We start from the raw sequence: 13689 nt of genomic DNA on the forward strand, positions 1-13689 counted from the left end.
GTTCGCAAAAGGAACGCAGCGGCTCGGTTTACGCAGCCGGCGGGAAAAGCAGATTCAACTGCCGCTGTTTTTTTTGAAAATGGAATCCAGACTGCGGGCCAGGGTGAAGTAGTTGCTGGCCCCGCTTACGTGGTAATACGCCCGGGTATAGTCAATCTGAAACTGGCTTAGCTTAAACGTGACGCCAAAGCTCAGGCCGGCACCGCCCGAGCGGGTATCCAGCCGCAACTCGCGGCGGCGCAGGTGGTTGTAGCCCACGCGCACCTGAAAATTCTTGCTCAGCACCAGCTCCCCTCCCACCACAAAATGCCGGGCAATCTTGTCGCCTACTGATTTTTTGGGTTTGATTTCCTCGTTGTTCTCGTCCAGCTTACCGCGCTGGGTGGAGTCCAGATATACGATATCAAACTGCTGCAGATGATGCGCCGTGAGCGAGAAGCGCAGCGGCATGTGCTCCGGCTTGATGGTAGCGCCCATTTGCACATCCAGCGGCAGCGGCTCCCGCCCGGAGCCGGCATACGGCCGCAGCTGGTAGCCCAGGTTCTTCACGGCCAGGGCCACGGTAAAATCGGTAGTGGGATGTTTGAAAAGCCCGCCCGCATCCAGCACGGTGCCCACGGAATGGTTGCCGGCAATACCCGAAACCGCCAGCTTAGCGGTGCCGCCAAGCGTGAAGTTGCCCGTGGTTACTGCCTTGGTAATACCTAGGGCATATTCATTCACTGAAAACTCGCCTAAGCTGTTGCCGGCGGCATCAAACTGCTCAAACCGGCCATAGTTCAGGTACGTGAGGCCCACGCCCATGCGGCCCAGCTGGCTGGAATTAAACACATAGGTAGCCGTGCTCTGGCGGATATCGGCCAGATAATCAATGTAAGTAAGAGAGGCGCGCCCATCCATTTCCTCGTTCAGCAGGGCGGGGTTCCCCAGCAGCATGGTGCCATCAGCATCCCGCGCGCTTACGTTTACGCCCCCCAGCCCGGCCAGCTTGGCGCTGGCGGGCAGGGTAAGAAACTCAAAAGCATGTTGACCACCTATCTGCGCCCGGGCGCTAAAGCCCGGCAGGCCGGCCAGGGCCAGACTGAGCAGCAGTATCCCAATGCGGTGCCCTTGCTTCATCTTCCTAAAGTAGCCGAATTTACAAGAGCAGGCATGAGTTGGCAGCTTGGTATGAGTTGGTCTTTTGGGATTACTGCACTTCCACGCTGGGGCCCAGGGCGACAGGCGTTTCGTCCCGTACCACCAACTTTATGGGGTGCGGCACCAGCTCATCCAGCAGTGCCACTTTCAAGACATCATCTATCCGGTCGGCATAGTGAATAGTAAGGTCCTTGAGGTATTCGGCGGGGATTTCCTGGATGTCTTTGCGGTTTTTGCTGCACAGAATAATATCCAGCACCCCGGCCCGCTTAGCAGCCAGCATCTTTTCCTTAATGCCCCCCACTGGCAACACCTTGCCGCGCAGCGTTATTTCGCCCGTCATGGCCAGATGGCTGCGCACCCGGCGCTGGGTAAATACGGAGGCTATGCTGGTGAAAATGGCAATTCCGGCGCTGGGCCCATCTTTGGGCACTGCGCCCTCCGGGAAGTGAATGTGCAGGTCGTACTGGTCGAAAAGGCGGTAATCAATGCCCAGCTCATCGGCGCGACTGCGCAGGTAGCTCAGGGCCGTTACGGCCGACTCCTTCATCACGTCGCCCAGCTGGCCGGAAAGCGTGAGCTTACCCCGGCCCCGGCTGAGCAGGCTTTCAATGAAGAGAATGTCACCGCCCACGGAGGTCCAGGCCAGGCCCGTCACCACGCCGGCGGTATCGTTATCCTGGTAAATATCCCGGTCGTAGATGGCGGCGCCCAGGATTTTGGCAACATCCTTGGGCTCCAGCGTTTCCGGGAATAGCTCCTTCATGGCCTTGTGCTTGGCAATGTTGCGCGTAACGGCCCCCAGCTTGCGCTCCAGGCTGCGCACCCCACTTTCCCGGGTATAGTCATCAATAACGCGCTGCAAAGCCGCCGTAGTGATATTCACGTCCTTCGTGCTCAGGCCGTGCTCGGTCAGCTGCTTGGGCCACAGGTGCTTTTTGGCAATCTGGGTTTTTTCTTCCAGCGTGTAGCCCGTCAGGTCTATGATTTCCATCCGGTCGCGCAGGGCGGGCTGAATGGTATCCAGGGAGTTGGCCGTGGCAATAAACAGCACCTTGGAGAGGTCGTACTCCACCTCCAGGTAGTTGTCGGTGAAGGTGGAGTTCTGTTCCGGGTCCAGCACTTCCAGCAGCGCCGAGCTCGGGTCGCCACGGAAATCAGAGGCAATCTTATCGATTTCGTCGAGCACGATAACCGGGTTGGAGGCGCCGGCCTTCTTGATCTGGGAAATAATACGGCCGGGCATGGCGCCCACGTAGGTTTTGCGGTGCCCGCGGATTTCGGCCTCGTCGCGCACGCCACCCAGGCTCATGCGCACATACTTGCGCCCCAGCGCCTTGGCAATGCTGCGCCCAAGGCTGGTTTTGCCCACGCCGGGCGGGCCGTACAGGCACAAAATGGGGGCCTTCAGGTCCTGCTTGAGCTTGAGCACGGCCAGATACTCTATGATGCGCTCCTTCACCTTTTCCATGCCGTAGTGGTCCTGGTCGAGGATTTTGCGGGTGCGCTTCAGGTTGAAGTTGTCCTTGGTGTACTCGTTCCACGGCAGATCCAGCAGGAACTCCACGTAGTTCATGTTCACTGGAAACTCGGCAGCCTGCGGGTTAATGCGGCCCAGCTTGTCCAGCTCTTTGTTGAAGTGCTTGGCTACCGGCTCGGGCCAGTTTTTGGTTTTGGCGCGGGCTCGCAGCTTGTCAATTTCCTGATCAGGCCCATCAAAGCCCAGCTCATCCTGCAGCACTTTTATCTGCTGGCGCAGGAAATAGTCGCGCTGCTGCTGGTCGATGTCGATGTGAACTTTGGTCTGGATGTCGCGCTTGATTTCCAGCAACTGAATTTCCTTCAGCATCAGCTCCAGCAGCTGGGTGCCGCGCTGCACACCGTCGCTGATTTCCAGCAGCTTCTGCTTCACGCCCACCTCCACATTGATGTTGGAAGAAAGAAAGTGCGTGAGGAAAGCCGGCGAGTCGATATTATCCAGCGCCACCTGGGCTTCCTGCGGAATTTCGGGGTTCAGCTTCAGCATTTTAGCCGCCGCGTCTTTCAGTGAGGCCACCAGACCTTTCACCTCTTTGGAGCTTTTGGCCGGAAAGGTTTCGGGGAAATAGCTGACGCGGGCCGTCAGATACGGGCTTTCCTGCACCTGCTCTTCCACCTGAAAGCGGCTTTGCCCCTGAATGATAATGGTGGTATTGCCATCGGGCAGCACCAGCAGCTTCAGAATGCGGGCCAGGGTACCTACCGTGTAGAGGTCGGCCAGCGCCGGGTCGTCGCTCTGGGTATTTTTCTGCGCGATAACGCCCACCAGCTTGTTGCCCCGATAAGCTTTGCGCACCAGCCGGATGCTCTTTTTGCGCGTGACGGTAACCGGCAGCACCACGCCCGGAAAGAGCACGGTATTGCGCACCGGCAGCAGGGGCAGCACCTCCGGCATCTCGCTTTCCGGCATGGGCTGCTCGGGGTCAGTGGCTACAATAGACACCACCTCTTCGGAATCATCGGCGAGAAGCAGCACAGGGGCAAAAGGAGGCTTATGCGAAGAATTATCTTGGCTCATAGAAAGGACGGAGGGAGTTGCGGTGCCAGATTGACAGCCAATAGGGCATGGACCACAGTCAGAAGCGGAGATTCAACCGAAGGTACGGCTTTGACAAGTGCCGTGCCATGCCTGTAGAGTGTCATTTTTGGCACCTGCTGCTGCCGGGGCGGCAGTGCGGGCCGGCTATCTGGCTTTAGATACGGCGCTCATACCCGGAAACGTAGAAAAACTCCTATTTTTGATGCTACCCTATTTCCCCGCGGCTCCCACCTGGCCGGTATTGTATTCTATGCCTCGTTCTATTCGTGCTATTCTGGTGCTGCTGGCTCTGGCCGGGAGCCTATTGGCCGCCCAAGCGCAGTCGGCGCTAAAGGTGCGCCCGTTAAACGCTAAAAAAATCCGGCAGCTACGGCTGCGGCCCGATGGCACCCCGGAATTTGCCAACGTAAACCGGGTGCCCTTCTTTTACAATAAGAAAGACCTAAAGGCCATTCAGCAGGCCGAAAAGCGCAAAAACTGGAAGCTGGCCCGCACGCTGCTGGAGCAATACGTTGCCCAGTTCGGCATTGAGAATTTCTACCGGGATACCAACATGCTCTGGCGCCTGGGCCAGCTCTGCGAGCGAAACGGGCAGGAAGAAAAAGCCAAGGCCTACTACCGCCTGGCCCTGAAGCACCACCGCCAGGACGTGCGCAAAATTCAGCTCTACTACGACTCGCTGGAGAAAAAGGACATGGACCTGTACGTGCCTTTGCAGGAATATTATGCCCTGGTAGAGTACCGGAAAAACATTGCCACCTTCCACCCGCCCAAGGGCGTGTACACCAGCATGGGTACCGGCATCAATTCTGATGCGCCCGACTACGGCCCGGCCGTAACCGGCGACGGCAACACGCTTATTTTTTCCTCGAAGCGCAAAATGCGCGGCATTCATGGCGTGGTAGACGAGGATTTGTACCTCTCCCGCCGCGAGGGTGAGTACTGGACAGATGCTGAGCCGCTGCCCAAGCCCATCAACTCGCCCTTCAATGAGGGCTCAGCGTGCCTGACCAAGGATGGCAAAACCATTTTCTTTGCTCGTTGCGAATGCACCGAGTGCCACGGCAACTGCGACCTGTATACCGCCAACTTTAAAGACGGCGAATGGAGCGTGCCCAAGAGCCTGGGCACCGACGTTAACTCGCCTGCCTGGGATTCCCAACCCACTCTCTCGCCCGGCGAGGATACCTTATACTTCGCTTCTGACCGGCTGGGCGGCTTCGGGCTGTCCGATATCTGGTACACCCACAAGCTCAAGAATGGGGAATGGTCGAAGGCGGAGAATATGGGGCCCATTGTAAACACCCGCGAAAGTGAGGTGAGCCCTTTTTACCACCCGCTCTACCACGTGCTCTACTTCAGCTCGCGCGGGCAGCTGCTCAACTTCGGCGACTTCGATATCTACAAAACCTACCGGGTGCGCGGGCGCTGGCAGGAGCCGCGCAACATTGGCCCCCTGGTCAACGGCAAAGGCCCCGAGTATTACTTCACTATTGATGCCGACTCCAGGAATCTGTACTATGCCCGCTCCGAGCAGAAGGACATGAAAAACCTGGACCTCTACTCTTTCCCGCTGCCCATGGAAGCCCAGCCGCTGGCCACCACGCACGTAGAGGGCTCCCTGGTAGACTCGGTATCCAGCAAGCCCCTGGGCGGCATTGTGAGCGTAATTGACACCGATGATGGCATTGAGGTAGCCAGCAAGTACCTGCGGGAAGATGGCAGCTTTGATTTCGACCTGATTGAGGGCTCTCACTACGTGCTGCTCATCCAAAGCCCCGATTTTTTCAGCGTGGAGAAAAAGCTGGAGCTGAAGGGCGACACGGTGATGAAGCTCATGACCAACTCCTTCCAGTACGGCATCCCGATGATTTTCAAGAACATCGAGTTTGATCAGGATAAGGCCAGCATCCGCCCCAGCATGTATACGGTGCTGGACCGCATTGCCCTGTTTATGGTAGACCACCCCACCTACCGCCTCAGCATTACCGGCCACACCGACTCCAAAGGCGACCCGGACTTCAACGAGAAACTTTCGCAGGACCGCGCCGAGGCCATCCGGCGCTACATAGAACAAAAAGGGAAGCTTCAGCCCAACCGCATCGACAGCTTCGGCTACGGCTCTACCCGCCCCCTGAAACAGGACGAAGCCACCGAGGAAGACGCCCGCACCAACCGCCGCGTTGAGTTCCGCCTCATCCGCCCCGATGACAACAAGAAGGACGCCGGCGGAGGCTCCGGCTGGTAGTGTCGTCAGTTGTCATTGCGAGGCACAAAGCAATCCGTCCTTTAAAAAGTAGTGAATTGTCTTAAACCAGAAAGCCCTTAACGTGTAGTACGTCAAGGGCTTTCTGGTTTAAGAGCGTGACTGGCTGCGTAGAGGACGGATTGCTTCGTCCTTCGTCCTCGCAATGACAGGTGTTTTACCAGGTAAACGTTTGTTCTTCTTCCCCACCCCGGAACAGGGTGCTTTGCTTCTTGCCGCCGGCTTCCAGATTTACGATGTTCATCTCATCCGGAAACTGGTCCAGCAGGAGCTTGTGGTGCAGGGTGAGGCTGCTCAGGGCGCGGGGGAGCTTTACCGTGCAATACAGCCAATGCGCGTCGCCCTCGTGCTGCATACCCAGGTAGGTGAGCGGCAGGGTTTCGCCGGGTTTGGTGCCAAAGCGTAACGTGCGGGCCAGGTAAGCGGCCGTTATGGGCTTGGTTTGGGTAGCGGGCATCTGCAGCAGGCTGATGGGCTTGGGCTGCCCCTGGGAAAGCGCCTTTTCAAAGTCATCAGTAAACACCTTCAGGGCAATTTCCAGTTGCTGCTTTTGGGCATTATAGCGCACATCCATGATGCTGGCATGGTAGGCGTGGGCCATGGCGGCCAGACTGATGCTCAGGCCAATCAATAAGAAAACAAGACGACGCATAACGAGTAGGCTAAAAAAACAGGCTCCCCTTCCGGGAGCGGGGCTTTGGGTGAGAGCTGAAAGCTGAACAGCGCGCTATTCAACAATCAGACCAGCCCGCGCCTACCAACCGCAGAAGGGGAGCAATCGGTTCAGATCAGCTATGTGTCATTCCGAGCGCAGCGAGGAATCTGAGCAGTCAGTTATCCAGAGTCCTCGTTGCGCTCGAAATGACAAAGGGGCTTAAAACAACGACTTAAACAGGTCGTTGAAAATCACGAAGACCATGAGGCACAGAATCAGGGCCATGCCTACTTTCTGCGCGTTTTCCAGGAATTTATCAGAGGGCTTGCGGCCCGATACCATTTCGTAGGTCAGGAACAGCACGTGGCCGCCATCCAGGGCCGGAATGGGCAGCAGGTTCATAAAGGCCAGCACCATGGAAAGCATGCCGGTCAGGGTCCAGAATTTCAGCCAGTCGAAGGTGGCACCGTACTGCTGCGCAATGGCCATAGGCCCGCCCAAGGACTTGCGGGCCGAAGCCTCGCCGCGGAAAATCTTACCAAAGGCTTTCACCTGCGTGGTGACGATGCCAAAGGCCTGCTTGGTGCCCGCCGGCACCGACTCCACCAGGCTATACTGGCGGGTAGCATACTGCAGCAAGGACTTGGGCCGGAAGCCTACTTTGCCGTCTTCATCCACGTTCACCTTAAGGGTAACGGGCTGGCCGTTGCGTTCCACTACCAGCGGGGTTGCCTTGCCGGCATTGTCTTTCAGGGCCTGCTGCAGCTCAGGGAAGAACTGAATGGGCTTGTCAGCCACTTTCAGAATACGGTCGCCGGCCAGCAGGCCTGCTTTGGAAGCGGGTTGGCCAGGCACTACCTCACCCACCACAAAGGGGTCCAGCGGCACCACAAACAAGGACTGGTCCTGGTCGGCGAGGCGGTCCATGAAGTTCTGAGGCACGGAAATATCCACCAGCTGGCCGTTGCGCTCTACGGTGTAGTAGCTACCCGAGCCCAGCACCACATCGGGGCCGTACACGTCGTTGAACTCGGTGAAGGGGCGGCCGTTGATCTTCACAATTTTGTCGCCGGTCTGGAAGCCAATTTCCTTGCCCAGCTTATTCGGCACCACGCCAAAGCGGGCCTCCGAGGCAGGTAGGTAGCTTTCGCCGTACTTAAAAGTCAGCAGCGAGAAGATGATGATGCCCGTAATAACGTTCACGATGATACCGCCCAGCATCACAATCAGGCGCTGCCAGGCGGGCTTGGCGCGGAACTCATAGGGCTGCGGCTCCTGCTTGAGGCTCTCCGTGTCCAGGGACTCGTCTACCATGCCCGTGATTTTCACAAAACCACCCAGCGGCACCGCGCCCAGCATGTATTCCGTATCGCCTATTTTCTTCCCGAAAACCTTAGGCGGAAAGCCGATAGAGAATTTTTCTACGCGCATTCCAAACCATTTGGCCGCCAGCATGTGCCCCATTTCGTGCACGCCTACCAGAATTGTCAGCCCCAGAATGAGCTGGCCGGCCATTACTAAAATATCCATTCAGTTTGTTGAGTTGTCAGGTGTTGGGTGTCGGTTTTAGATTTTTGGTTGAACTGTCATGTCGCGCTTGTCGAGACATCTCGCGTGCTGCTGTTGTGGTAGTAACTATTTACCACACCAGCGAGATGCTTCGGCTGCGCTCAGCATGGCGTTTTAACAACCAAAAACTAAATTTTGACCAGTTCCAGCGCCACGCGGCGGGTTTCCTGGTCGGTGTAAACATAGTCATCCAGCGAAGGTTCGGCAAGGTACGAAACCCGCGCGAGGCACTCCTCCACGATGTCGGGCATTTGCAGAAAGCCTACCTGGTCGCGCAGAAACGCGGCTACGGCAATTTCATTGGCTGCATTAAGTACGCAGGGCGCGTTGCCGCCCCGGCGCATGGCTTCAAACGCCAGCGGCAGGTTGCGGAAAGTGGTTCGGTCGGGCTGCTCAAAGGTGAGCTGCGGATAATCCAGAAACGAGAAGCGGGGAAAGTCGGACGGCAGCCGCTCGGGGTATCCCAGCGCGTACTGAATGGGCAGCTTCATATCGGGCAGGCCCATTTGGGCTTTCAATGAGCCGTCCTGAAACTGCACTAAGGAGTGAATAATGCTCTGGGGGTGCACTACCACGTCAATCTGGTCATCGGTGAGATTGAAGAGCCATTTGGCCTCAATTACCTCCAGCCCTTTATTCATCAGGGATGCCGAATCGATGGTGATTTTGGCGCCCATGTCCCAGTTGGGGTGTTTCAGGGCCTGCGCTTTGGTTACCTGCGCTAGCTCCTCCATGGTGCGCCCCCGGAAAGGCCCGCCGGACGCTGTGAGAATGATTTTCTCAATGGGGTTGCGCTCCTCCCCTACCAGACACTGAAAAATGGCGGAATGCTCCGAATCAACCGGATACAAACCCACGCCGTGCTGTTTCACCAGCTCCGTAATGAGTTGCCCAGCTACCACCAGCGTTTCCTTGTTGGCCAGGGCAATGGCTTTCCCGGCCCGAATAGCGCGCACCGTGGGCAGCAGCCCGGCGTAGCCCACCATGGCCGTCAGCACCACATCGGTATCTTCGCGGCCGGCCACATCGGCCAGGGCGGCGGCCCCGGCAAGCACCTCGGTTTCGGGCTGCTGGGCCAGCGCCTGCCGAACCGCTGCGTACTTGCTTTCATCCCCAATCACCACGGCGGCGGGCCGGAACTCCCGGGCCTGTTGCACCAGCAAATCGGCGTTGGAGTGCGCGGAAAGGGCCGTGACGGTAAACCTATCGGCGTGGCTGCGAATAACGTCAAGCGCCTGCGTGCCGATGGAACCGGTGGAGCCAAGCAGGGTAACGCGTTTGGGGGAAGCTGAGGGCATATACAAAAGTAGTGCGTAGCGGGGCTTTGCCCACTATGCTTATTCTATCCCCTGAATTTGAACGGGCTTGCCATTGAACAAGGCCTGCTCTCCCGCCCGCTTGCCGCTCAGCGCGGCCGCCACCGGCGCAGCTGCCGACACGGCAAAATAATCCAGCCCCTCCACCGAAACTTTACCCGCGCTGATGCTAATGTAGAAACGACCCATGCTGGTATGCACCAGCGCGCCCGGGCGCACGGTGTCGCAGGGCTTTTCGGACTGAATTCGGTCCAGCTCACCCTGTAGCTGTTTGGCCTGCTGGAGCTGCACGGCATTCCGGTCCCGCTCGTTCTGGGCCATGGCGCGGCCGGTTTCGTACTTGTCGCCGGCGCTGCTTTTGGTTTCGGAGTTGGCGGATTCCTGCGCGGCCTGCATAGCGTGCTGGCAGGCTTCGATGCGCTGCTGAACATAGGCTTGACAGGCGGCGTGGAGCTGAGTTTTCAGAGGCATTTTTCTGGCTATCTGTTTTTTCCCGGCAAGGTCACAGTGACGACCACCGGAAAATGGTCGGAGGGATAATGCCCGCGCAGGGAGTCGGTCAGTACGCCATAGTCAAGCACAGAAATGCCCTGACTCACAAAGATGTAGTCAATGCGGTCCGTGAGCGGAGCATCCAGCTTAAAGGCGTTGAAGGTGCCCACGGGGCCGTATGCGGGCTTTTCGGTTATCTGATACGCGTCACGCAACAACGTCTGCATGGTCTGAATCTGCTCGGTGTCGGGGGTGGAGTTGAAGTCGCCGACGCAGATGACGAGGGCATTTTTGGCTATTTCCTGAATCTTCTGCACCATCAGCCGGCCCGACTGGCGGCGGGCTTCCACGCCCTGATGATCAAAGTGGACGCTGAAAAAGAAGAACTCCTTTTTGGTTAGCACGTCCCGGAATTTGGCCCAGGTGCAGATGCGGTTGCAGCAGGTGGCATCCCAGCCTTTAGACGGTTGATCCGGGGTTTGACTCAGCCAGAAATCCCCCGTTTGCAGCAGCTGCAGCCGGCTTTTCTTGTAGAAAATGGCCGAATGCTCGCCGGCTTCCTTGCCATCATCACGGCCGTGGCCCACAAAGGCATATTCCGGCAGCTCCGCCACATCCGCTAGCTGACCCCGAAAACCCTCCTGCGTGCCGAACACGTCAAAATCGTGGTAGCGCACCAGGCTTTTGACCATTTCCTTGCGCAGCGGCCAGGCATCAGCCCCATCACTGGCAATGTTCAAACGCAGATTATAGGTGGCCACCCGCAACGGTACCGCCTTTTTGGGGGCGGCCATGAGGGGGCAGCATAGCAGCAGGCTCAGGAGTAAAAGAACGAATGGGCGCATATTTATATTGGGTTTAAAGAGGCATTCTACAAGGCTGAGCCAAAATGGAAAGTAGGTACCCCAACAGGTCTTAGAGTTCAATGATACTCAGCAGCCCCTCCGCCACCTTCCTATCATTGCTCAGGCGCGGCACTTTGTTCTGCCCACCCAGCTTGCCCAGGCTCTTCATGTAGCGTTGGAATGCCCCCAGTGGCAAGCTGGTGATTTGGAGAGGGGTCAGGATACGGCCCTTTATCAAATCATTATAGTACACGTTGCGCTGGCGTAGGCCAGCATCCAGGGCTGCGGCAAAACTGGCCATGTTTTGGGGGGGATGCGCAAACTCTATCAGCCACTCATGGTAGGAGTCAACCAAGGGGTTGTCGCTGATGTGAGGGGCTACGGTAAATTCTACTACTTCTACCTCCGGGTGCTGCTGCATAGCATCGCGCAGAATCTGCTCTACCTCTTCCCCAATTACATGCTCTCCAAAAGCCGACAGGTAATGCTTGATGCGGCCAGTAACCACCACGCGGTAAGGCGCAAGACTCACAAAGCGTATGGTGTCGCCAATGCTATAGCCCCAGAGGCCGGCATTGGAATTGAGCACCAGGGCATACTGCTTGTCCAGCTCTACATCGGCCAGGGTCAGGCGGGGCGGGTTCGCCTCAAAAATGCGCTCGGCGGGAATAAACTCGTAAAAAATGCCCGTATCGAGCAGTAGCAACAGGCCCGGATTGCCCGGCTCATCCTGAAAAGCCAGGAAACCTTCAGAGGCCGGAAACAGCTCCAGGTGGTCGATAGGGCGCCCAATGGTTTCGAACAGCTTTTTACGATAGGGCTCAAAGTTTACGCCACCGTACACGAACAGATTAAAATCAGGAAATACCTCTCCTACCGGCCGGCCCGTGCGGGCCACAAGCTTATCAAAATACATCTGCACCCAGGGCGGAATACCGGAAATAAGGGTAAGGTGCTGGCCCAGCATTTCATCGGCAATGTGGTCCAGCTTTGTCTCCCAATCCTCAATACAGTTGGTAGCATAGCTGGGCAGCTGATTGCGCCGCAGATAGGCTGGTACATGGTGGTTGACAATTCCGGAAAGACGGCCGGTAGGTATGCCCCCTACGTTTTCCAAAACCGGGGAGCCGGTGAGGAAAATCAGCTTGCCATCCAGAAATTGGCTGCGGCCAGTGGCATGCACATAATGCAAGAGGGCGTCGCGGGCGCCATTGATATGATTGGAAATGCTGGCCTGCGTGATGGGAATATACTTGGCCCCCGAGGTGGTACCACTGGATTTAGCCAAATACAAGGGTTTGCCTGGCCAGAACACATTGGCTTCGCCTTGCTTGAGGCGTTTGAAGTAGGGCGCCAATCCTTCGTAGTCCCGCACCGGAACCTGCCGGGCCAGGTCGGCGGGTGTCTTTATGGCCGCAAACGCATGGTCACGCCCGAAAGCAGTCTGGGAAGCCTGCTCCACAATTTGCTTGAATACGCGCTGCTGAGTGGCTACCGGATTGCGCTGCCACTGCTGGTACTGGTGGTAGATGTAGGCAGCAAAAGGGCGGCTAAGAACAGATTTCAGACCCATGTAGTGAAGTTTTGAAAGGATGAAGTTGGGAAACAGCCTGCTTTTTTGGCTGGCCGCCTTCCTCCCTTTTTTCAAAGGTACGCTTCCGGACAAACCCAAGCGCCCACCGTGTGTGCTATCCTTTCTTTACCCGGCACCGTACCAACATACAACTTCACAAACTCACTACTTCACGATTATGATCAATCAACGTGGCAATGCCGTTTGGAACGGCGACATCAAAGGCAACGGCGAAGTTTCTACCCAAAGCGGGCTGGTAAAAGCGCCTTACTCCGTAGGCGCGCGCTTTGAAGGCCAGAAAGGCACCAACCCGGAAGAGCTGATTGGGGCGGCCCACGCGGGCTGCTACACCATGTTTCTCACGGGCCAGCTAACCAAAGCCGGCGCCCAGGTAAAGCAGCTGCGCACGGAGTCTAAGGTATCATTGGATACCTCCGGTGACATTCCGAAAGTGGTAAAAATCTCCCTGACGACCGAAGGCGAAGTGGCAGGCATTACCCAGGAAGAGTTTCAGAAGCACGCAGAGTTTGCCAAGCAGAACTGCCCTATTTCTCAGCTGCTGCAGGCCGTGCCCGAAATGGAGCTGACCTCGGCTACGCTGAAGAGCTAACCTTCTTTTAGTACCAGAAAGCCTTTAGTTAAACCGGCTTCGCTCCCAGCGTTGCCGGTTTTTCATTTACTTTGTAGGTCTGAAAAGACTAACCCGCCCTTATGCCGCCAAAAACTACCCGAATCCGCCTGCAGCCCGCCAATAACTCGCGCCTTCCTTTCTGGGGGCAAATCGGCTTTGGCCTGCTCTGGATTGCTTATACCATTGCCCTTATTGTGACCGACAGTGGCCTGAACGATATGCATTTCCTGCATTATGTGTTCCTGGTCTTCAGCCTGGTGTATGTGGGTTATGTGCTGGTGCACAATGCCCCTATTTTTGGCACCCAAAGCTACCTGGAGTTCACGCCGGCCTACATTGTGCATAAGGCCGGGCTGTTTCGGGCCAAGCAGGCCTTTCCGGCCGAAAGCATTAAAAGTCTGGATCTGGCCCCGCAGCAATTGCGGCTGCAGCTGCAGGATGGTGGCACGCATATGCTCAGCCTGCGCGAAGTGCGCGGCGTAAAGCGCAAGCGCTTCATGCGCGACCAGGTCCGCAACTTTGCCACCCAGCATAACATCCCGCTACGCGACGTTCAGCCGGCCGCGTAAGTATCATACATCAACAAAAAAGCCTGCTCCGGTACCGGAGCAGGCTTTTTTGTTG

The 13689-nt window shown here is 57.1% G+C and carries 11 protein-coding genes; 3 read left to right on the forward strand and 8 right to left on the reverse strand.

Annotation, left to right across the window (positions count from 1 at the left end):
• Positions 1–54: 54 nt before the first annotated feature.
• Both porQ and lon read right to left on the reverse strand, forming a co-directional pair.
• The gene (porQ, locus tag PK28_RS14095) at positions 55–1119 is read right to left on the reverse strand and encodes a type IX secretion system protein PorQ (RefSeq protein WP_044514871.1); all 1065 of its coding nucleotides are present in this window, start codon (positions 1117–1119) and stop codon (positions 55–57) included.
• Between the two features lie 70 nt (positions 1120–1189).
• Entirely contained in the window at positions 1190–3589 is a 2400-nt protein-coding gene (gene lon, locus PK28_RS14100) for an endopeptidase La (protein ID WP_231576252.1), read from the reverse strand.
• A gap of 379 nt (positions 3590–3968) precedes the next feature.
• On the opposite strand from lon, the gene PK28_RS14105 reads away from it, so the two are divergent.
• A complete protein-coding gene (locus PK28_RS14105) occupies positions 3969–5966 on the forward strand; it encodes an OmpA family protein (RefSeq protein ID WP_052430604.1) in 1998 nt (665 codons plus the stop codon).
• A 175-nt stretch (positions 5967–6141) separates the two neighbouring features.
• Here the strand turns inward: PK28_RS14105 and PK28_RS14110 are convergent, their stop codons facing one another.
• From PK28_RS14110 to PK28_RS14135, 6 genes are all read right to left on the reverse strand, one after another.
• Entirely contained in the window at positions 6142–6636 is a 495-nt protein-coding gene (locus PK28_RS14110; RefSeq protein WP_156126399.1) for a DUF6702 family protein, read from the reverse strand.
• Between the two features lie 222 nt (positions 6637–6858).
• Positions 6859–8169, reverse strand: a complete 1311-nt coding sequence (gene rseP / locus PK28_RS14115) for an RIP metalloprotease RseP (protein ID WP_044514875.1) — start codon at positions 8167–8169, stop codon at positions 6859–6861.
• Positions 8170–8336: 167 nt separating this feature from the next.
• Positions 8337–9506, reverse strand: a complete 1170-nt coding sequence (locus PK28_RS14120; protein ID WP_044514876.1) for a 1-deoxy-D-xylulose-5-phosphate reductoisomerase — start codon at positions 9504–9506, stop codon at positions 8337–8339.
• A gap of 39 nt (positions 9507–9545) precedes the next feature.
• Entirely contained in the window at positions 9546–9995 is a 450-nt protein-coding gene (locus PK28_RS14125; protein ID WP_044514878.1) for a hypothetical protein, read from the reverse strand.
• 8 nt (positions 9996–10003) lie between these two features.
• Positions 10004–10861, reverse strand: coding sequence for an endonuclease/exonuclease/phosphatase family protein (locus tag PK28_RS14130; protein WP_044514879.1), 858 nt, complete (start codon positions 10859–10861; stop codon positions 10004–10006).
• 70 nt (positions 10862–10931) lie between these two features.
• Entirely contained in the window at positions 10932–12434 is a 1503-nt protein-coding gene (locus PK28_RS14135; RefSeq protein ID WP_044514881.1) for a GH3 auxin-responsive promoter family protein, read from the reverse strand.
• A gap of 178 nt (positions 12435–12612) precedes the next feature.
• Here PK28_RS14135 and PK28_RS14140 point away from each other — a divergent pair, with 178 nt between their 5' ends.
• Both PK28_RS14140 and PK28_RS14145 read left to right on the forward strand, forming a co-directional pair.
• Entirely contained in the window at positions 12613–13044 is a 432-nt protein-coding gene (locus tag PK28_RS14140) for an OsmC family peroxiredoxin (protein ID WP_044514882.1), read from the forward strand.
• Positions 13045–13145: 101 nt separating this feature from the next.
• The gene (locus tag PK28_RS14145) at positions 13146–13634 is read left to right on the forward strand and encodes a hypothetical protein (protein WP_044514883.1); all 489 of its coding nucleotides are present in this window, start codon (positions 13146–13148) and stop codon (positions 13632–13634) included.
• The last annotated feature ends 55 nt before the right edge of the window (positions 13635–13689 follow it).

Origin of the sequence: Hymenobacter sp. DG25B (genome assembly GCF_000801315.1) — a bacterium.
Taxonomy (GTDB): Bacteria; Bacteroidota; Bacteroidia; order Cytophagales; family Hymenobacteraceae; genus Hymenobacter.

Bases quoted from the DNA above. Each gene is read 5' to 3' on its own strand.
- rseP (WP_044514875.1), bottom strand. From the start codon at position 8,169: ATGGATATTTTAGTAATGGCCGGCCAGCTCATTCTGGGGCTGACAATT.
- PK28_RS14125 (WP_044514878.1), bottom strand. From the start codon at position 9,995: ATGCCTCTGAAAACTCAGCTCCACGCCGCCTGTCAAGCCTATGTTCAG.
- PK28_RS14130 (WP_044514879.1), bottom strand. From the start codon at position 10,861: ATGCGCCCATTCGTTCTTTTACTCCTGAGCCTGCTGCTATGCTGCCCC.
- PK28_RS14140 (WP_044514882.1), top strand. From the start codon at position 12,613: ATGATCAATCAACGTGGCAATGCCGTTTGGAACGGCGACATCAAAGGC.
- PK28_RS14120 (WP_044514876.1), bottom strand. From the start codon at position 9,506: ATGCCCTCAGCTTCCCCCAAACGCGTTACCCTGCTTGGCTCCACCGGT.
- lon (WP_231576252.1), bottom strand. From the start codon at position 3,589: ATGCCGGAAAGCGAGATGCCGGAGGTGCTGCCCCTGCTGCCGGTGCGC.
- PK28_RS14110 (WP_156126399.1), bottom strand. From the start codon at position 6,636: ATGCGTCGTCTTGTTTTCTTATTGATTGGCCTGAGCATCAGTCTGGCC.
- porQ (WP_044514871.1), bottom strand. From the start codon at position 1,119: ATGAAGCAAGGGCACCGCATTGGGATACTGCTGCTCAGTCTGGCCCTG.
- PK28_RS14135 (WP_044514881.1), bottom strand. From the start codon at position 12,434: ATGGGTCTGAAATCTGTTCTTAGCCGCCCTTTTGCTGCCTACATCTAC.
- PK28_RS14105 (WP_052430604.1), top strand. From the start codon at position 3,969: ATGCCTCGTTCTATTCGTGCTATTCTGGTGCTGCTGGCTCTGGCCGGG.
- PK28_RS14145 (WP_044514883.1), top strand. From the start codon at position 13,146: ATGCCGCCAAAAACTACCCGAATCCGCCTGCAGCCCGCCAATAACTCG.